Source organism: Acinetobacter sp. ACNIH2, assembly GCF_002934965.1.
Classification (GTDB): Bacteria; Pseudomonadota; Gammaproteobacteria; order Pseudomonadales; family Moraxellaceae; genus Acinetobacter; species Acinetobacter tandoii.
Map to the genome: position 1 here is coordinate 1434589 of NZ_CP026412.1, position 20196 is coordinate 1454784.

General features: G+C 40.8%; 20 protein-coding genes. 12 read left to right on the plus strand and 8 right to left on the minus strand.

All coding sequences use genetic code 11. The features are described from left to right. The first annotated feature begins 28 nt into the window (after positions 1-28). The 4 genes from grpE to C3F34_RS06720 all read left to right on the plus strand — a co-directional run bounded on the left by grpE (position 29) and on the right by C3F34_RS06720 (position 4152). A complete protein-coding gene (gene grpE / locus C3F34_RS06705) occupies positions 29-574 on the plus strand; it encodes a nucleotide exchange factor GrpE (protein ID WP_016168970.1) in 546 nt (181 codons plus the stop codon). A 121-nt stretch (positions 575-695) separates the two neighbouring features. Continuing rightward, positions 696-2636 carry a molecular chaperone DnaK gene (dnaK, locus tag C3F34_RS06710; protein ID WP_044739540.1) on the plus strand — a complete coding sequence of 647 codons (1941 nt, stop codon included), beginning with the start codon at positions 696-698 and terminating at the stop codon, positions 2634-2636. 120 nt (positions 2637-2756) lie between these two features. Next, positions 2757-3656 (plus strand): matrixin family metalloprotease, encoded by a 900-nt coding sequence (locus tag C3F34_RS06715; RefSeq protein ID WP_044739541.1) that lies wholly within the window; start codon positions 2757-2759, stop codon positions 3654-3656. 118 nt (positions 3657-3774) lie between these two features. Next, a complete protein-coding gene (locus tag C3F34_RS06720; protein WP_016168967.1) occupies positions 3775-4152 on the plus strand; it encodes a hypothetical protein in 378 nt (125 codons plus the stop codon). Between the two features lie 48 nt (positions 4153-4200). Here the strand turns inward: C3F34_RS06720 and C3F34_RS06725 are convergent, their stop codons facing one another. The 4 genes from C3F34_RS06725 to C3F34_RS06740 form a co-directional block, all read right to left on the minus strand. After that, complete coding sequence (locus C3F34_RS06725; protein WP_026441187.1) at positions 4201-5499, minus strand: lytic murein transglycosylase; 1299 nt, start codon at positions 5497-5499, stop codon at positions 4201-4203. Between the two features lie 664 nt (positions 5500-6163). Continuing rightward, the gene (locus C3F34_RS06730; RefSeq protein ID WP_104441291.1) at positions 6164-7285 is read right to left on the minus strand and encodes a 5-(carboxyamino)imidazole ribonucleotide synthase; all 1122 of its coding nucleotides are present in this window, start codon (positions 7283-7285) and stop codon (positions 6164-6166) included. A 14-nt stretch (positions 7286-7299) separates the two neighbouring features. Next, positions 7300-7815: a 5-(carboxyamino)imidazole ribonucleotide mutase gene (gene purE / locus C3F34_RS06735; protein ID WP_026441188.1), complete on the minus strand. Its 516-nt coding sequence runs from the start codon at positions 7813-7815 to the stop codon at positions 7300-7302. A 294-nt stretch (positions 7816-8109) separates the two neighbouring features. Continuing rightward, entirely contained in the window at positions 8110-8448 is a 339-nt protein-coding gene (locus C3F34_RS06740; RefSeq protein WP_026441189.1) for a DMT family protein, read from the minus strand. A gap of 254 nt (positions 8449-8702) precedes the next feature. On the opposite strand from C3F34_RS06740, the gene mpl reads away from it, so the two are divergent. Then, complete coding sequence (mpl, locus tag C3F34_RS06745) at positions 8703-10070, plus strand: UDP-N-acetylmuramate:L-alanyl-gamma-D-glutamyl-meso-diaminopimelate ligase (protein ID WP_016168962.1); 1368 nt, start codon at positions 8703-8705, stop codon at positions 10068-10070. A 60-nt stretch (positions 10071-10130) separates the two neighbouring features. Here mpl and C3F34_RS06750 read toward each other — a convergent pair whose 3' ends face one another. Both C3F34_RS06750 and C3F34_RS06755 read right to left on the minus strand, forming a co-directional pair. Continuing rightward, positions 10131-10487 carry a hypothetical protein gene (locus C3F34_RS06750; RefSeq protein WP_016168961.1) on the minus strand — a complete coding sequence of 119 codons (357 nt, stop codon included), beginning with the start codon at positions 10485-10487 and terminating at the stop codon, positions 10131-10133. A gap of 101 nt (positions 10488-10588) precedes the next feature. Then, on the minus strand, positions 10589-10873 hold the full coding sequence (locus C3F34_RS06755) for a GNAT family N-acetyltransferase (RefSeq protein WP_016168960.1): 285 nt from the start codon (positions 10871-10873) through the stop codon (positions 10589-10591). A gap of 639 nt (positions 10874-11512) precedes the next feature. Between C3F34_RS06755 and C3F34_RS06760 the strand changes: the two genes are divergently transcribed. From C3F34_RS06760 to C3F34_RS06775, 4 genes are all read left to right on the plus strand, one after another. After that, positions 11513-12475, plus strand: coding sequence for a TerC family protein (locus C3F34_RS06760; RefSeq protein ID WP_016168959.1), 963 nt, complete (start codon positions 11513-11515; stop codon positions 12473-12475). A 233-nt stretch (positions 12476-12708) separates the two neighbouring features. Further along, a complete protein-coding gene (guaD, locus tag C3F34_RS06765) occupies positions 12709-14028 on the plus strand; it encodes a guanine deaminase (RefSeq protein WP_104441292.1) in 1320 nt (439 codons plus the stop codon). A gap of 204 nt (positions 14029-14232) precedes the next feature. Further along, a complete protein-coding gene (hpt, locus tag C3F34_RS06770; protein ID WP_104441293.1) occupies positions 14233-14760 on the plus strand; it encodes a hypoxanthine phosphoribosyltransferase in 528 nt (175 codons plus the stop codon). A 209-nt stretch (positions 14761-14969) separates the two neighbouring features. Then, positions 14970-15227, plus strand: a complete 258-nt coding sequence (locus tag C3F34_RS06775) for a GlsB/YeaQ/YmgE family stress response membrane protein (RefSeq protein WP_104441294.1) — start codon at positions 14970-14972, stop codon at positions 15225-15227. A gap of 69 nt (positions 15228-15296) precedes the next feature. Here the strand turns inward: C3F34_RS06775 and C3F34_RS06780 are convergent, their stop codons facing one another. After that, positions 15297-15998 carry a DsbC family protein gene (locus C3F34_RS06780; protein WP_104441295.1) on the minus strand — a complete coding sequence of 234 codons (702 nt, stop codon included), beginning with the start codon at positions 15996-15998 and terminating at the stop codon, positions 15297-15299. A gap of 119 nt (positions 15999-16117) precedes the next feature. After that, positions 16118-17065, minus strand: a complete 948-nt coding sequence (gene dmeF / locus C3F34_RS06785) for a CDF family Co(II)/Ni(II) efflux transporter DmeF (RefSeq protein ID WP_104441296.1) — start codon at positions 17063-17065, stop codon at positions 16118-16120. Between the two features lie 54 nt (positions 17066-17119). On the opposite strand from dmeF, the gene C3F34_RS06790 reads away from it, so the two are divergent. The 3 genes from C3F34_RS06790 (at position 17120) to C3F34_RS06800 (ending at position 19970) form a co-directional block, all read left to right on the plus strand. Beyond that, entirely contained in the window at positions 17120-17386 is a 267-nt protein-coding gene (locus C3F34_RS06790; protein ID WP_044739548.1) for a metal/formaldehyde-sensitive transcriptional repressor, read from the plus strand. A 126-nt stretch (positions 17387-17512) separates the two neighbouring features. Beyond that, positions 17513-18691 carry an MFS transporter gene (locus tag C3F34_RS06795; RefSeq protein ID WP_228155339.1) on the plus strand — a complete coding sequence of 393 codons (1179 nt, stop codon included), beginning with the start codon at positions 17513-17515 and terminating at the stop codon, positions 18689-18691. 448 nt (positions 18692-19139) lie between these two features. Then, entirely contained in the window at positions 19140-19970 is an 831-nt protein-coding gene (locus C3F34_RS06800) for a class I SAM-dependent methyltransferase (protein ID WP_044739550.1), read from the plus strand. Positions 19971-20196 lie beyond the last annotated feature (226 nt).

The window sequence follows — 20196 nt, forward strand, 5'->3', positions numbered from 1 at the left end:
TAAGAACTTTTTTCAACGGAGATCATCAATGGCTAATGAGCACAATGAGCAAGCTCAAGACATTCAAAATGAGCAACAGACAGAACAAACTCAAGCTGAAGGTGTAGAGCAAGCAAACGAGCTTAGCGTTGAAGATTTACAAGCGCAAATCGGCAAACTTGAAGAAAGCTTGAAATTAGAAAAAGCCCGTACAGCAAATGCCGTTTATGAAGCACAAAAGAGTGTTGAGCGTATTCAACGTGAAGCTGAAAAGCATAAGGAAACTGTGCTTGAAAAGTTTGCCAAAGAATTACTCGACTCTGTCGACAATTTAGAACGTGCCATTCAAGCCGCAGGTGAAGAAGAAACCCCTGTACTTGAAGGCGTAAAACTTACCTTGAAATCTTTACTCACAACACTTGAAAAATTTGGTGTGGTTGAAGCAGATACACAAAGCGGTTTCAATGCAGATTTACACCAAGCTGTCGGCATTGATCCAAATGCCAAAGCGAACGAAATTGGCACCGTTTTACAGAAAGGTTACACCTTAAATGGTCGTTTACTTCGCCCTGCTATGGTGATGGTAGGCGCATAAACCCTATAAATACGGGAGTTTGTGAAAAATTTTCAGAAAAATAACTTGAAAAATTTTGAACGGCTCTCATATCGGATAACAAGCAAAAACATTGCACAAGAATTTTTGAGGAACAGATCTAATGGCTAAAATCATTGGTATTGACTTAGGTACAACAAACTCATGCGTTGCTGTACTTGAAGGCGACAAAGTTAAAGTAATCGAGAACGCCGAAGGCGCTCGTACAACTCCATCAATCATTGCATATAAAGATGGTGAAATCTTGGTTGGTCAATCTGCTAAACGTCAAGCAGTGACTAACCCTAAAAACACATTATTCGCGATTAAGCGTTTAATTGGTCGTCGTTATGAAGACCAGGCGGTACAAAAAGATATCGGTCTTGTACCTTACAAAATCATCAAAGCAGACAATGGCGATGCTTGGGTTGAAGTAAACGATAAAAAATTAGCGCCTCAACAGGTTTCTGCTGAAATCTTGAAAAAGATGAAGAAAACTGCAGAAGACTATTTAGGTGAAACAGTGACTGAAGCAGTTATTACTGTTCCTGCTTACTTTAACGATGCTCAACGTCAAGCAACTAAAGATGCAGGTAAAATCGCTGGTTTAGACGTTAAACGTATCATTAACGAACCAACTGCTGCTGCACTTGCGTTCGGTATGGACAAAAAAGAAGGCGACCGCAAAGTTGCAGTTTACGACTTAGGTGGTGGTACTTTTGACGTATCAATCATTGAAATCGCAGACCTTGATGGTGACCAACAAATCGAAGTGTTATCAACAAATGGTGATACTTTCCTTGGTGGTGAAGACTTTGATAACGCGTTAATTGAATTCTTGGTTGAAGAATTCAAGAAAGAACAAAGTGTGAACTTGAAAAATGATCCACTTGCGTTACAACGTTTGAAAGAAGCTGCTGAAAAAGCAAAAATTGAGCTTTCTTCATCAAATGCAACTGAAATCAACCTTCCATACATCACAGCTGATGCAACTGGTCCTAAACACTTAGTGATCAACGTAACGCGTGCAAAACTTGAAGGTCTAGTGGCTGACTTAGTTGAACGTACGATTGAGCCTTGTCGTATTGCACTTAAAGATGCGGGTCTTTCGACTTCTGACATCTCTGATGTAATCTTGGTGGGTGGTCAATCACGTATGCCAATGGTTCAACAGAAAGTTCAAGAATTCTTTGGTCGTGAGCCACGTAAAGACGTGAACCCTGACGAAGCAGTTGCAATCGGTGCTGCGATTCAAGGTGCGGTATTGTCTGGTGACAAAACTGACGTTCTTTTATTAGACGTAACACCATTAACTTTAGGTATTGAAACAATGGGTGGTGTATTAACACCAATCATTGAGAAAAACACCACGATTCCTGCGAAGAAATCACAAGTGTTCTCTACTGCTGCTGACAACCAGCCTGCTGTAGACATTTCTGTTTACCAAGGTGAACGTAAGATGGCTCAACAAAACAAATTGTTGGGTAACTTCCAATTAGGCGACATTCCACCTGCTCCACGCGGTGTGCCACAAATTGAAGTATCTTTCGACATCAATGCTGATGGTATCTTGAAAGTATCTGCTAAAGATAAGAGCACTGGTAAAGAGCAATCGATCCAGATTAAAGCGAACTCAGGTTTGTCTGATGCTGAAATCGAAGCAATGATTAAAGATGCTGAAGCGAATGCTGAAGAAGATCGTAAGTTTGAAGAACTTGCAAAAGCGCGTAACGAAGCTGATGCATTGATTTCAAGCTCGAACAAAGCAGTTAAAGATCTTGGTGACAAAGTTACTGAAGATGAAAAAACAGCTGTAAGTACTGCGGTTTCAGAACTTGAAGCAGCAACTAAAGAAAATGATGTTGAAGCGATCAAAGCGAAAACTGAAGCTTTACAAAACATCTTGATGCCTATCACTCAACGTGCTTATGAACAAGCGCAACAAGCTGGTGGTGCTGAAGGCTTTGATCCAAATGCATTCCAAGGTGGCGATGCAGGTCAACAAAAAGCTGATGATGGCGTTGTAGATGCTGAATTTACTGAAGTAAAAGATGACAAAAAATAATTTGTCTCTTTAAAAAAAACCGCGCGTAAGCGCGGTTTTTTTTATTTTTAGCGGAAGCATATATTTCCACACCACACACTTTTCGCTACATTACACACAAATGAAAAAGAAAAATGATTTATGCATCGACTTGGATTCATCCTACTCTTCTTAGCGATACTCTGGCTCAGCTACCAAAGCCATGCACATTATCAATTACGCTATAATGCCTGGTCAGATCGGTTACTGCACCCCTTTGATCAACGACTACGCTTTAAAATTGGCAATGTAGATCCACGTTTTGGTCTTACTCAAGCACAGGTTATACAATTGAGCCAAGAAGCTCTTGAAATCTGGCATCAAGGTACACAACAAACTCTGTTTGTTTACGATCCGCATGCAAAACTCAGCATTGAACTGATCTATGATCAGCGCCAGCAAGATGCAAATGCGTTAAAACAAACCCAACAAAAACTAGATAAGAGCAAAAATCAAAACAATCGCTCTTCAGACAATATTGAACGCGCCAGAACTCAACTGGATTTCACACAACATCGTTTAGAACAGCAACAACAACAACTGGAAGCCGAATATCGCTATTTACAGAGCCAACAAGCTCAAGCGCAGTCCGTGGAACAACAACAAAATTTACGTGACCAACTCGCTCAACTACAATACAGAATTGCACAGTTCGAACAAGAAGCTGCTTATTTTCAACAACAAAATCAAAACTTTAATCAGCAGGTCGATCAACACAACTTGAGTATTCAACAACTAAATAAGGAAATCGTGCAAGCCCAACGACGTTTCCCAGCACGTGAATTCCATAAAGGCGTGTTTATGGGCAATAAAATTGAAATCTACCAATTTGATGGAAATGATGATCTGAGACTGACCATCGCACATGAGTTAGGCCATGCACTAGGACTGGCACACCATAATGACTCTCAAGCCCTGATGTACCCTATTTTGGGAGAACAAGATTTGCAGCATTTTAGGCTAAGAGCTGCAGATTTACAGTTATTGGCTACACGCCAATAACCCTGTGAAAAATACCCTTAAACTTTATAAGGCTTTTTGCTTGATTTGCGCAGCAAAAGATTGGATTTCATGCTATTGTGATAGAACCATCCACACAGCAAACTGAGCGGAGAACAATGTGAGTTACTACCATATTCTCATTGAAGTGAATGATCATATCAGCACAATTGAACAAACTCGTGATTTGGAATTGTTTGATATTATTGAAATTCAGCCTTATCTCCACTCTATTATTCTGCCATATTTCAATGAGCAAGAAATTGAACTGGAAGATGAAAATATTGAATTTCAGGATATCTTGCATTTAGAAATTAAGCAGACTTTGCTGCCAATTCAACACCTGATTGAAGAAGAACAACGTCTACTGCCAAGCGACACAGATGTCACCATTAGCGCACATGAAATTTTTAATAACCGCGATTTAAGCCAGGATGTCACTACTGTAATTTTTGATATTTTAGAAGCGGTGAAACTCGATCCAATTGAAGTCGAATAAAGCACCTAAAATGTGATGACGGTACACCCGCACCGTCATCTTTCCGTTTTACTTCATCATTAATTTGGCATTTTCATTACGAAAGGCCTGCAAAGTCTGTTGCCCTGCTCGTCCAGTCGGATTTAAACCCATACGAATCTGTTCATCACGAATCGCTTGTCGGGTTTTATCACCAATCAAACCATCTACTTTACCAATATCATAACCACGATTAAGTAAATATTGCTGAATTTCACGACGTTCTGCACGAGATGTACCTGCATCATTGGTCGGCCAACCTTGTCGGAAATTGCCTTTGCCCTGTAAGCGATCCGATAAATGCGCAATCGCTAAAGCATAACTTTCAGCTGCGTTATAACTATAAATAGCATCAAAGTTCTTAAAAACTAGGAATTTAGGTCCGTTTTCTCCAGCGGGTGCCATTAATCCAGCTGGGGTGCTTTCAGACAGATTCCCCTGAATTAAGGCACTACCATCCGCACGTGTCAGTCCTTGATTCATCCAGTAAGACAAACTTTTCTTATTACGGCGCCCTTCACCTGAAATAGACAAACTTGCAGGTGTCGTTACCTCAAAGCCCCAAGGCATACCTGTTTGCCAACCACGCTTAGTCAAGAAATTGGCGGTCGAAGCCAGTGCATCTGAGGTACTCAAGACCAAATCACGGCGACCATCGCCATCAAAATCAACCGCTAATTCTTCATAGGTAGACGGCATAAACTGAGTATGCCCAAATGCTCCTGCCCACGAACCACGTAATTGTTCTTCGCTTAAATCACCACGCTGTAAAATACGCATAGTGGCAAAAAACTCACCACGGAAATAACTTTGGCGGCGGCCTTCACAACTTAAAGTACCGAGAGCCTGTAATAAAGGATAACTGCCTGAAATATTACCAAAATTACTTTCAACGCCCCAGACTGCCACCACCGTTTCAGCAGGTACACCATAAGCTTGGGCAACGCGATTCAGAACCTCACGGTGCTGGACTAATTTTTGGCGCCCCATTTCCACTCGCTCATCATCGACCAGACCTGACAAATAATCCCAAATTGGAGTCGAAAATTCAGGTTGATAATTTAACTTCTCGATCACGCTATAATCAGGCGTCAAATTTTGGGTATAACGATCATAAGTACTCGCACTAACACCTGCAGCAAGTGCTTGACTACGCAAATTTGACAAGCAAGCTTGAAAATTATTCTCAGCACTGTAAGCACTTTGGTTTGTTAAGTTATTATTATAAGTCGAAACAGAAGAAGGCTGACCATTAATAATCAATTCCGCATGGGATGGTGCCGCAAACCAAAAAATGGATCCAAAAATAAAATAATTAATTCGTTTCATCATCACTTTCGTTTTAAATTCAAATTATGCGCTTACCTTAACATTCCAGTACAAAATTGACAGATAAGAAACGTAAAATTTGAATTCATTTTCTTAATTTTAAATTCATATTTTACTTTTAAATTCAAAAATAGTTATCTGCAACCCAAATCACGCTTTAATTTAAATTCAAAAGCACCACTTTAAATTTAAAACCAGAAATTTGAATTTAAAAGATGTTATCCACAGCCGTATTTTTTAAATTCAAAGCACACACACTAACAAATCAAGTAGACTCAGCATGAGTCATGAACTTTAATCGCGATTTTTGAATTCAAAAATGCCGATTTAAATTCATAACTCGCACTTTTAAATTTAAAAAAATGAATTTAAAAATGCTCATCGATTTTAAATTCAAATTATTTTATCCACAATTGATGATTTACACTGTATTTAAATTCAAAACTTTCACCCAACCTCAGTTTTAAATTCAAAGTTTTTATTATTTTTTAACAACCAAAAATACCACATACAGCTTATTTTTTATTCAAACCAGACACAACAAAAAGCTAAAATTTACGATAAAAGGCAATACTTCAATACAGGGTCGCGTAGCATGCCTGAGTCATTGACATAAAAAAAGCGATCCACAGAGTGATCGCTTTTTTGCTAAACAGTTCAGGATTTAAATGGTCATATCTTCGCTTAATGCTAAAGGCACAGGCAAAATTTTCGCCAATTGGCGGCATAAAGTGGTCAATTGAGTGCTGTCATTTGGCATTAAAGTAATGTGACCAATCTTACGACCTGCACGTTCTGTTTTGTTGTACAAATGCAGATGCGCGCCATTTAACGCCAAAACCTGTTCTGATTTTGGATATTGTCCAATGATATTGATCATCACAGTAGGGCGGACCACTTCGGTTGAACCTAAAGGTAGGCCTGCAACTGCACGAATATGATTTTCAAATTGCGAGCAGACTGCACCTTCAATCGACCAATGACCTGAGTTATGTACTCGTGGTGCCATTTCATTGGCAAATAGGCCTTGTTCTGTCACAAACAATTCCAACGTCAGTACACCCACATAGTTCAGATGATTGAGTAAGCGGGTAATGTAGTCTTGTGCCACAGGTTGCAAATCAGCACTGTTAGGCGCAGGAACAATCGAATGCGACAAGATGCCATTGTGGTGATGGTTTTCAGCCAAAGGCCAAGTTTTCACTTCACCATCTTTACCACGCACCGCAATGATGGAAACCTCACGCGAGAACGTCACAAAACTTTCTGCAATCAAGCTTTTTGCTGGACCCAATTCAGCCCATGCTTGCTCAATTTGATCTTCGCTACGCAGTACAAATTGACCTTTACCATCATAACCGCCAGTGGCTGTTTTCAGCACCAATGGTAAACCTAGCGTCTTAACAGCTTGTTGTAAACTTGCTAAAGAATCCACGGCTTGATATGGCGCAACAGGAATCTGCAATTGATCGAATAAGGCTTTTTCCATTAAACGATTTTGTGCAGTCGCTAAAGCTTGACGTGGTGGGTGAATGGCTTTGCTTTGCGTCAAAAGATCGACATCAGCCAATGGCGTATTTTCAAATTCCAGACTAAAAACGTCTGCGCTTTGAATAAACTGTTGCAGACCTTGTTCAGTCTGACTTGAAATCACCTGACCTAAAGCTGCGGAAGGGCAGTCTGTATCTGCTTCATAGAAGGTACATTGAATATTGAGTGGCAATGCAGCTTGCGCCATCATGCGACCCAATTGACCACCACCAAAAATACCGATGGTTTTGTTCATAACTGTGTCCCGTTTTAAGCTTGACCCGGAATATTGTTGCTTGCCACTTTTTCCGTTTGTGCTGCACGGAAATTTGCTACATTTTCAGCAATCTCTGGACGCGTCAAACCAAGAATTTGTGCTGCCATAATTGCCGCATTGGTTGCACCCGCAGGACCAATTGCTAAAGTACCCACTGCAATACCTGCTGGCATTTGTACAATTGAAAGCAGTGAGTCAACACCATTTAAAATAGAAGATTTTACAGGTACACCCAAGACTGGTAAGTCGGTTTTTGCCGCGCACATACCTGGTAAATGTGCTGCGCCGCCTGCGCCTGCAATAATCACTTGAATTCCGCGATCACGTGCAGTTTCAGCATATTCAAATAAACGATCTGGGGTACGGTGTGCAGAAACCACTTCAGCTTCAAATGGGACACCAAGTTGCTTAAGCATATTGGCAGTGTGTTCGAGAGTCGCCCAATCAGATTGAGAACCCATGATAATTCCTACGAGGGGTTGAGCGTCTTGTGCTGCGGCCGCATTCATTGCTAATGTTCCAGAGACTAGAGTGAAGGAGGATAAATCTCGACGAGAGCCAAGCTTTAAATGGTTCAGAAGCCCCATATTATAGACTGCTTTTTCATCTCTCCAAAACTTAAGCAGAGCTACAGCGAGATATTTTTAGTTTTTTTTCGATAAAAATAAGGAAATGATTCCCTTGATGAAAAAATCAGCCACTCAAAGTCATATTTAGACCATTCTATAGCGAACTGGTTGCAGTAAGTTTTTTACATCATCTCTGAAAACCACTCACTACAACCTTAATAGCCCTGAAAGCAATTATTGACTTCTAAATACGAAATACACACAACCTAATAAACACAGGCCTGCCCAAAGATAATCTAACTTAAATGGTTGTTTAAACAGATAAATCATAAATGGGACAAAAACCAATAAAGTCATGACTTCTTGGGTAATTTTCATTTGTCCTACAGACCAACCATCCTGTGCCAAGAGACGAGTAGCAGGAATCATAAAAGCATATTCTAATAGAGCAATTAACCAGCCAAATAAAATGGCTTGCCACAAGGGTGCACCATGTAAAAATTTTAGATGACCGTACCAAGCCAATGTCATAAAACAATTGGATATTACTAACAATGCAAACGGAATCAGCATGGTATTCATCATTACACCACATTCACAACTAAGACCTAAAATAGGCTCAAAAGTATAAGTCAAAGTGCTTTCTTTAGGTAATTTTATCAACTTTAATCTTGATGAAATTTGTCATGAGTGAACTGTCTAAATTGATACAAGAAAAACTATCTTTTCCCTAAGAGCCTTGATATCGTTGCTGTCAAATCGAATCAATTCTGACAACAACACCAATCATGAAGTGTTGTGTCAAAAAGCAGTGGAGTTAAAGATCAATGCATCTGCATATTTTGGGTATTTGCGGCACCTTTATGGGTTCATTGGCGTTATTAGCGCGAGATTTAGGACATAAGGTGACAGGTTCAGATCTGAACGTTTATCCACCTATGTCCACTCAACTGGAAAATGCAGGCATTACTTTAATGCAAGGCTATGATCGTAGCCATTTACAACCGCACCCTGATTTAGTCATTGTCGGCAATGCCATGAAACGCGGAATTGACGCGGTTGAATATATGCTCAATCAAGGTTTACCCTATATTTCAGGGCCACAATTCCTTGCAGATCATGTCTTGCAAGGTAAACATGTCCTTGGAGTTGCTGGGACTCATGGTAAAACCACCACCACCACCATGTTGGCGTGGGTATTGGATCAGGCAGGCTTAGAACCAGGCTTTTTAATTGGCGGTGTGCCTTTAGGTTTCTCTGAAAGTGCTCGCTTAGGTGGCGGAAAATATTTCTGTGTTGAAGCGGATGAATACGATTCGGCATTTTTCGACAAACGTTCCAAGTTTGTGCATTACCATCCAAAAACTGCCATTTTAAACAACCTTGAATTTGACCATGCCGACATTTTTGATGATTTGGCTGCCATTCAGAAACAATTCCATCATTTAGTCCGTACCATCCCAAGTGAAGGTCGCATTATTGCCCCAATTACTGAAAGCAACATTGATGAAGTATTGGAAATGGGCTGTTGGACACCTGTGGTACGCACATCTTTAACAGCACAGCCTCATGCAGCACTGTATGCAGAACAGCTTTCAGCAGATGGTTCACACTTTAAAGTATTACAATACGGTGTAGTCAAAGGCGAAGTGAAATGGAACATGACAGGGCAACATTCGGTGGCAAATGCTTTAGCCACGATTGCTGCAGCTGAACACGTGGGTGTAAGCATTGAAACTGCATGTGAAGCACTATCTCATTTCGGCGGTGTAAAGCGTCGTATGGAACTCTTAGGGACTGTACGTGGTGTTGAAGTCTACGATGACTTTGCCCATCATCCAACTGCAATTGACACCACACTGGAAGGTGCACGTAAACGTTTAGGTGAACGTAAACTTTGGGCAATCATTGAACCACGTTCAAACACCATGCGTATGGGTAGCCATAAAGATGGACTGGCATATTCAGCACGTCTGGCAGATGAAGTGATCTGGTATCAACCTGAAGGTTTGGATTGGGACTTACAACCTGTGATTGATGCAGCATCTAACAAAGCGATTGTGGCGCGTTCCCTTGAAGATATTATTCAAACCGTGGTGACTGAAGCAGGTGAGGGCGATGCCGTGGTGATTATGTCCAACGGTGGGTTTGGTGGCTTACACCAAAAATTGATTCATGCTTTAAATGCAGAATAAACGCTTACTACTCTCAAAAAACCCGCAGATTAGATTGCGGGTTTTTTTAAGGTTCTCCAACTAAAAAGCGGACATCGTGCCCGTATATTCAAAGTCTTTTAGTTTTGCCCAACCTTGTACTGTGTCACCCAAACGCTTGCTCATATACATGATCGAAACCCATTGTTCTTTGCCATCATCATAAGTGCTATAAGCGGTAATAAAATCATTTTTTATAATGAACAGATCCTTGATTTTACAGGCATCACTGGGTGCAGAGTGAAAATAGACACGTGATGGGGCAATCACTTTCATGCCCCAACGTGGAATCATCTGGACTTCTTTTTGTCCTGCCTTTTCCTCAAGTTTTGCACAATCTTCGGCAAATACTAAAGGGGAGAGCAAACTACATAAGACAAGAGATAAAAGCGTCTTCATTTACGTCAATTCAACTGCTTAAACACACTGTTCAGGCGACGTAACCATGTTGTTCTCATTAAGTTGTAATCCTTAAAGTACAATAAAATACGATGACTGTATTAAGCCGCGACATCCAACAAACTTTGATCACGTTTAAACATCACATCAACATAACTACACACAGGCACAATTTTTAACTGTTTTTCGCGTGCGTATTCGACCAAGACATCCAACAACTGACGTGCCACACCTTGACCACGTAAACAATCATCTACCCAAGTATGGTCAGCAACAATCGTAGATGCATCACGCCAAACATACGTAATTTCAGCAATACGTTGCCCCTCAGCATCATTTAGAAAAAACTCACCTTTTTCGGCATTATTATGGTGTTGGAATTGCATACTGCGCTTTCCTCTAAGTAGATGCATTGCAGTTAACATGCCATAAGCACCGTAGAAAAAACAGCCATTTTTCGACCAAAGTTTAAAATCTGGTTACACCTTAAGCAGGAAATCCCTAGTTCAAGGGATGAAGCTCACGCCTATTTATTTCTATGCTAAACAGATGGTACGCACAGGAGTAGCGGCATGTTAATTTATTTCGTATTAATGCTTTGTGGTTCGTTGTTGGCCAAAGTGATCGCTCAATACGACAATACAGTTCCATTTAGACCCTAAACTTTAAACCTAAGATAAAGAATAAACTTTTCTTTCAACTTCAGGGCAGGCATCTCATAATTTACATCGATCACATTCGCGTTAAATTTGCACTTTTATATAAAATATGCGATTCTTGCCACATCATTTGGATTCAATCCAATACAGAATTTGAACAAGGGGAGTAGCCTCCTCCAGACGTCAGCTACAGTACTCTGTGCTGACGTGTCAGAATATCGTCATTACACTTTGAAAAAAGTCGGTATCTGAGCATTACCTAAGGTAATGTAGGCAAGACCTTGATCATGTTGACACAGATGTTTATTTCATCTGGCAACAGGTCAAGGTTTTTTTGTGGCCAATTGCCAGATGTGGAGGATTTTTATGGAATCTATCGGCAATTTATGGCTGTATTTGGTCTTCTTCGGCATTGTAATTATCATGCTGTTGATCGACTTTCTCGGATTTAAACAAAAACAAGGGCAACAAGTTGCCATTAAAACTGCAGCCTATTGGAGTATTGCTTGGGTCACTGTGGCGATGTTATTCGCAGGCGGTCTCTGGCTGTATTTACAACAAACTGTGGGGGTTGCAATTGCTAACCAAAAAACCATGGAATATATCGCAGGTTATTTACTGGAAAAATCCCTTGCGATTGACAATGTCTTTGTTTGGCTCATGATTTTTGCGGCTTTTGCGATTCCACCAGCATTACAACGTAAAATTTTGCTCTACGGTGTACTCGGCGCAATTGTACTGCGGACGATCTTTATTTTTATTGGAGCATGGTTTGTCCAAGAATTCTCTTGGATTCTATATCTGTTCGGCGCATTCTTGGTTTACACAGGCTTTAAGTTCCTAAAAGGGCAGGATGACGAACCCGATATCGAGAACATGGCATTATTGAAATGGTTACGTAAACATTTGCGTATTACACCCCAACTGCAAGGCGATAAATTCTTTGTTCGTCAAAATGGCGTGTTGTGGTTTACGCCATTATTCTTGGTGTTGGTACTGGTTGAAGCGTCTGATGTAATTTTTGCAGTAGACTCAATTCCTGCGATTTTTGCTGTCACCAGTGATCCGTTTATTGTCTTAACAGCAAACCTGATGGCTATTTTAGGTCTGCGTGCCATGTTCTTCTTGCTCTCTGGCGCTGCATCGAAGATGCATTACCTCCCATATGGTCTCGGGATTATCCTGTTATTCATCGGCTTTAAGATGTTGATGCTGGATGTCTTCCACATGCCAATTTGGATTTCACTCGGCTTTATCGTGATTGTATTAAGCATTACCGCGTGGCTGTCGATTCGTCACAATAAAAAACAAGAAAATCCATCGGCTTAAGCCTGATGAATTGATTTTAAAGAAGACAGATTCAGTTCGCTGAATCTGTCTTTTCGACTTCTGCAAAACTCAAAATTCAAACGGCTTTTTCTCTTCATCTCATTTGTACTTCGGCTGCAAAAAAACTTCCTTATTGTATTTGAGCAAAATGAGATGCCGTAAAGGTTATACAGTTTAGTCAGTCATTTTCAGGTACAATCAACCGAAAAAAGTAAAAGTTATAGGGTTTTTCCATGTCTTCATTGTTGCAGACCACCGTCGTTCGTGGTCGTTTTTTAGATATCCAAAATTTAGTTACGCAAGCCGCGGACATCGCCGAGCAAGTACGTTATATAGAAGATGGCGTGCTAATCAGTGAAGCTGGAAAAATTCAATGGTTTGGTGCTTGGCAAGATGCAGCAGCACATTTGCCAGAAGGTGTCGAAATCCAACATTATCCTGAAAAGTTGATTGTGCCAGGTTTTATTGATACCCATATCCATTTTCCACAGACTGAAATGGTGGGTGCCTATGGTGAGCAACTGCTTGAATGGCTCAACACCTATACTTTCCCTACCGAAATGCAGTTTCAAAACCCTGAATATGCTGCAAAAATTGCTGAATTCTTTGTGCAAGAACTGTTAAAAAATGGCACAACTACAGCGTTGGTGTTTTGTACCGTGCATCCTGAATCGGTAGATGCTCTGTTTGAAGCTGCACAACGCCACCAGATGCGTCTCATTGCAGGCAAAGTCATGATGGACCGCCATGCACCCGAAGCTTTATGCGACACGCCTGAACGTGCTTATACAGACTCTAAGGCATTGATTGAAAAATGGCACGGGCAGGGGCGCGCGCTATACGCAATTACACCTCGTTTTGCACCAACCTCGACACCTGAACAATTACAACTCGCTGGGCAACTTAAAGCCGAATATCCAGATGTCTATGTACATACTCATTTAAGTGAAAATAAGAATGAAATTGCATGGGTCAAAGAATTATTCCCTGCACAGCAAGGTTATCTGGATGTTTATCATCATTATGGACTGACAGGTTCACGTTCAGTTTTTGCGCACTGCGTGCATTTAGAAGACAGTGAATGGGATTGCATGCATGCCACGGATTCAGCTATTGCTTTTTGTCCAACCTCCAACCTGTTTCTCGGTAGTGGTTTATTCCCCTTGAAGAAGACATGGGAAAAACAAGTGAAAGTCGGTTTGGGCACCGATATTGGTGCAGGAACATCCTTCAACCAACTCCAGACGCTAAATGAAGCCTATAAGGTACAGCAATTGCAAGGCAACAAACTGTCTGCTTTTGAATCGCTTTACCACGCCACGTTAGGGGGTGCCAAAGCATTAAGCCTTGAACAGCAATTAGGTAATTTTGATATCGGCAAAGAAGCTGATTTTATCGTACTCGACCTACAAGCAACTGCCTTGCAGGCATTGCGTCAACAACATGCCAAAGGCATTGAAGATGCTTTATTTGCCCTCATGACGATGGGGGATGACCGTAATATTCACGCAACTTATGTATATGGTCAAGCGGCGTATGTCCAGCCAAAATAACGCCATTACACCTCCAATATCCAAGTTAAAACTGTGCCTGCTGCTGCTTGCAGGCACGATCATACTTCGACACGACAGTCATGGTGCGAGCAAAAAACATACAACAAAAGATGCATCTCGATAGAAGATGTATTAAAATAAACGCATATTTTTAGGTGTTGCAGGTCAACGCCTTTTTTATTTTTGATTTTTAGGTATCTGCCCATGACCGTTCAAATGAGCGTAATGATTTCAGCTGAAGAGATCCAAGCAAAAGTGCAAGAGCTTGGTGCTAAAATTAATGCCCACTATGCCCAAAGTGATAAAGAACTTGTCTTAATAGGCTTATTACGTGGTTCCGTTATTTTTATGGCTGATTTATGCCGAACAATTGAAAAACCACATGAACTCGACTTTATGACAGTTTCGAGCTATGGCAAATCAACCGTTTCAAGCCGTGATGTAAAAATTTTAAAAGACTTAGACGGCGAAATTCGTGGTAAAGATGTTCTGGTTGTTGAAGACATTATTGACTCTGGACACACCTTAAGCAAAGTGCTTGAAATCTTGCAAACACGTGAACCCAACTCAATTGAATTGTGTACACTCGTGAGCAAACCTTCACGCCGTGAAATTGATTTAGAGGTAAAATTCTTAGGCTTTGAAGTCGAAGATAAATTTATTGTCGGCTATGGTCTCGACTACGATCAAAAATATCGCCATATTCCTTTTATTGGTGAAATTGGTCTCTAAGCTTAGCGTCGAATAACCCAATATTCAGCCTTCTATCTCCCGCATTGCTCGGGGTTTAGAAGGTTTTTTTATGTCTTTTTGCTATAAATCCCTCACACAAAAACACCACAGTTTTTTGCAGATCTGCTGTTTAATTCCAACCCTTTTCTCCAAAATAATAAGCAGTAAGTCAAAATCATTGATTCAAAACAAGAACAAGGAGAATACTTATGTGGTCACTCATTGTTGCAATTGTGGTAGGTTTTATTGCAGGTCTGATTGCCCGTGCACTTCATCCTGGCGATGATAAGGCAGGCTTCTTCGTTACCACCCTGTTAGGGATCGCGGGTTCTTTACTCGCAACTTACGGTGGACGCATGCTCGGGTTGTATGCCGACAATGTAGCTGCTGGCTTTATTGCCTCAGTGATTGGCGCGATTATTATTTTGTTTATTTATAATCTTATTATGAAAAAATCCCGCGCTTAATTTTTTGCACAAAAAAGCCTTTTCATGTGAACCATGAAAAGGCTTTTTTTTAAATTAATTTCTATCTCATTACAAACCCAACTCTTTCCAGATGAGTTCAATTTGTTCGGCAGGGAAGCCACCCGCCGCTTTAAAGCCATTCGAGAAAATCAGCGTCGGTGTTCCATTCACCCCAAGAGATTGACCTAATTTCAAATTACGCTCAATGGGATTGGCACAGCTTTTATTCCCCGCAGGAGCAGTCCCTTTAGCAATCAAGTTTTCCCAAGCATAACTTTGATCTTTTTCACAATACACCGCTTTAGACGGCGCAACCGATTGCGGTTTGATTGGATAAATGAAAGTATAAATGGTCACGTTATCCAGTTTTTTTAATTCAGCCTCAAGTTGCTTGCAATACGGGCAATTTGGGTCAGAAAAGATCGCCAATTGGCGTTTACCATTACCCCGCACGGTTTTCACTGCATCTTGTAATGGCAATTTTTTCCAATCAATCGAGTTCTGTTTTAAAATCAAATCTTTAGTCAGGTTGTGCTGATCTTTCAATCGAATCATCGATCCCACTAAAATATGTTGGGCATTTTCTCCAACATAAACCACTTGACCATCCATAGAGCCACTATAGATACCTAGCATTTCCGTACTTTGAATATTCTCAATTTTCAAATCTGGATGTTGTTTGGCTAAATTGGTTTTTACTGTCTCGACACTCGCAAAACTAGACCAAGAAATGAAACTCGCCAGCATCGCAACCATTGTTCTTTTCAACATGAATTCTGCTCGTTCACGTAAGTTATAAAAGTGAGTCAGTTTAATCCGAATTATGATGCTGATTGATAATTTTTATCAGGTATTTGGTAAAACAAATACCTGAGTGTTTCACGTGGAACTTAAACGGCAATATCAAATGAATTAATTTCTACCGAGATATGCACAATTTCCTCATGAATTGATAAAGCGGCACGCACTTCATCCGCCGTTAATGGAGAAGGGCTGTTCAATGCCAAAATACAGGCAAACTTACCTTTGGCGACTTTCCAGACATGTAAATCGGTCACTTCAACAACAACTGGCAAATCATGAATCACCTCACGGATTTCCTCCACGACAGGATGATTCATTTCTGCATCTAATAGGGTTTTCGCCGTGTCCCGCATCAATCCCACAGCCCAACGTGCGACCAAAATTGCTCCTAAAACCCCTAATAAAGCATCAAGGAATGACCACCCCATGTATTTCCCAGCAAAAAGAGCCACAATCGCAAAGACCGAAGTCACGGCATCGGCAACCACATGTAAAAAAGCTGCTTTTTGATTCAAATCATGCTCGTGATGATGCGAATGGGCCGATTCTTCGTGATGGTGATGGTGATGGTGATGGTGATGGTGACCATCATGTAACAACCATGCACAAATCAAGTTCACGACCAAACCTAAAATTGCAATCGGAATTGCTTGATTATATTGAATATCTACAGGATAAATCAGGCGTTCTACAGACTGAAATGCCATAAAAATTGCAACCACTAACAGTAAAATTGCGCTGCTATATCCCGCTAAAATTTCAATTTTCCACGTACCAAAGCTAAAACGATGATCTTGGGCATAATGACGAGCCGCGCGATAGGCAAAATAAGCCAGACCCAATGCCAACATATGCGAACTCATGTGCCAACCGTCGGCGAGTAATGCCATCGAATTAAAAATCCAGCCGCCAATCACTTCTAATAACATCATGACTGCCGTTAGAATAGTGGCCAGTAAAATACGTTTTTGTGCGAGCGGATTACCTTCATCAAATTGATGGGTGTGACTGCGTGAAGATGGGAAAATATTCATTTTAGGTCATTTTAAATATACTCCCCCATAGTATATTTATTTTTGGAGCAGCGTGTGGGCCATTTGCATCAGGATAAAAAGATTTTAAACCGCGTTAAGCGTCTACAAGGCCAATTGAATGCTGTGGAACAATCATTACAGCAGCCCGATGCAGAATGTATCGCAATATTACAACAAGCTGCTGCAATTAAAGGTGCTGTTAACGGTCTGATGAACGAATTAATCGAAGCACATCTACGCCATCATGTTATTGGGGAGCATGCAGAGGTTAATGAACAAGAACTGGCTGAATTTATGAAGTTACTTAAACGTTATAGCTAAGTTTTTATTAGATTAGATAAATTGACCGAAGAAGCACATCACCAGTACACTGCCAATAACATCTTCTCTTTGCTCATTGTTAGCTTTTTATAGCATGGCAATATGCACTCATTTGTGGTTGGCTTCATGACAAACTCTCAAACTTGGCGTCCATTTATCATGGTCAGCCTTGCCTTGATTATGGGAACTATCGGTACAGCTTTAGCCAGCCCACTGTATCCGATTTATCAAGAACTGTGGCATTTATTGCCCAGTCAGATTACCTATATTTTCGTTGCTTACATGTTTGGTTGTTTAGCAACACTGTTGTTTTTCGGCCGCGCCAGTAACAGCTTTGGTTTTTTGCGCACGCTACAAGTCGGTTTAGGATTTGTCATTACGGGATTAGTCCTTTCTGCTTTTGCCCATACAGCGATTTCGCTCGGCTTAGGACGTTTTATTATTGGGATTGCATCAGGACTGATCAGTACTTCCGCCATGTTAGGCCTAATGCTCACTATTCCAGACCGTTATAAACCTCATGCACCTCAGATAAGTTCCATTATTACTGTCATCGGCTTTGCTTTAGGCCCCTTGATTGGTGGTGTAATTGCTCAATTTTCAGCATTGCCATTACTGGTACCTTATCTCCCAGTGATTGCGGGGGCAATGCTCTGTTTGATCGGTCTCTTTCGCTTAAAGCCACTGACTTTTCAAGCACAAGCCTTTTCGATTGCACCGCATTTGGAACTTCCTGTCGCCTCAGCACGTATTCATTTTTTTATTGCAGGTTTAACTGCATTTTGTGCTTTTGGCGCATTCAGTCTGTTTGCTTCACTGTCAGCATCTTTTGTCAAAGACCTGATTCCTTGGCATGGTCCTTTGGTCAGTGGTCTGGCCATTTCCAGCATTCTGTTTATTTCTGCACTGGTTCAGTTTTTTGCCAAATCGTTACCCGCGGCACGTAGCTTAAATTATGGTTTGATTCTGATGATGGGCAGTTGTCTACTTTTAGCCATCTGTATGCAAACACATTGGAGTCTTTTGTTTTTTATCAGTGATATTGGCGTTGGCTTGGGACATGGTTTAGGCATCATGGGTTCTTTTGGTCTGATTCATCAAATGACCAACCCACACAATCGTGCTGCGGTCATTTCGACCTATTTGTTTATAGGTTATTTGGGGACGATCGTACCGATTATTGCCGTCGGTTACAGTGCCGATCTGTGGGGCTTAAATTTGGCAGTGAGCGGTTTTGGTATGGCTATGGCACTTCTATGTTTCACATTATTGTTCTGGCAGAAGAAAAATAACCTCCAAATTTAAAACCACTTTGAATAAATTTTTTCATTATTCAACAAACATGCCTTAACACTTTGCAAACTGCCTGCTTAATGTACATCATCATTATGATGTACTCAAAATCAATCACAAATTCAGCAACGACCAACAAAGAGATCACTCACGTATTAAAGTTCCGCTAATATCACTCAACATCTTCTTTACTGTTTTTTTCATTAGACTCAATGGCAATCTGAGACTGGTGACTATTAGATACAGTGGCACGATGTATGTCCCTATTTTCAGATCTTGTGATTTGTTATGATTGTGGTACAAAACGCGAATTAATGACAACATATTGAATACTCGCCCGACTAGCATAATCAAATAAGCACAATTAAATACTGAATAAAACAGATATTTTCACACCTTTCTTCAGTCATAGAGTCAATATGTCCTATCACTTACAGTCAACACGAGGAGGATCATATTTATGCAATCTCGTGTCAATCAAACAATCCAAATGCACTATACACGTCCCGATTTGGGAGACATCATCCTGAACGCACTGGAAAAAGCAGGTAAGAACATCAACCAGCTAACACCCGAAGATCTGGCACCGATTGATGAGTTTCATATCCGAGGACGGATAGCCACTCTGGAGCTGGCCCATGCTGCTGGACTTGATGCAACAAAACATGTACTGGATGTCGGTAGCGGTATTGGTGGAACTTCGCGTTGTCTTGCAAAAGAATTCGGCTGTCACGTCACAGGCATTGACCTCACAGAAGAATACTGCCGTGCTGCGAGAATGCTTTCTACCAAGATTGGTCTTGCGCACCAAGTTGATTATCACCAAGGAGATGCGACCCAACTTCCATTTCCCGATCAGACCTTTGACGTCGTCTGGACAGAACATGTGGCAATGAATATCTTGGATAAAGCTCGTCTGTATCAGGAAATGTATCGGGTGCTAAAACCAGATGGCACACTAGCAATTTATGATGTTCTTGCAGGCCCATCGGGTCCTGTCCTTTTTCCGGTGCCATGGGCACGCACAGCAAATACCAGCTTTCTGGTACAGCCAAATGAGCTACGTCAGCTACTCCAAGAAGCAGGTTTTACAATTACTGACTGGTTAGATACAACCGAAAGTGCACGTACATGGTTTGTGTCTCTGGCTGAAAAGATACAAAAGGAAGGCTTACCCTCCCTGGGGTTTCACATACTACTGGGGGCTGATTTTAAAATCATGGCGCAGAATCAAGGAAAAAACCTACAAGAGGGAAGGATTGTCCTGGCACAAATCATTGCGAAAAAATGACTTTGCTTAACTCAAGACAACCAATGCTTAAGTAACTCAGGATATATAAAATAAAGAAATAGATGAGGGCATGATCTCATAGAAAATGCCTTTACGAGATTAAAAACTTTCCTGCTATTTCAACTCGATTTATTGTAAAGTCAAATGATGAAACCCCATAGAACAATAAAAAGCATTCCGTCATTGTGAACTGAATGCTTTTTATTTTATAAATAGAATTTATTGC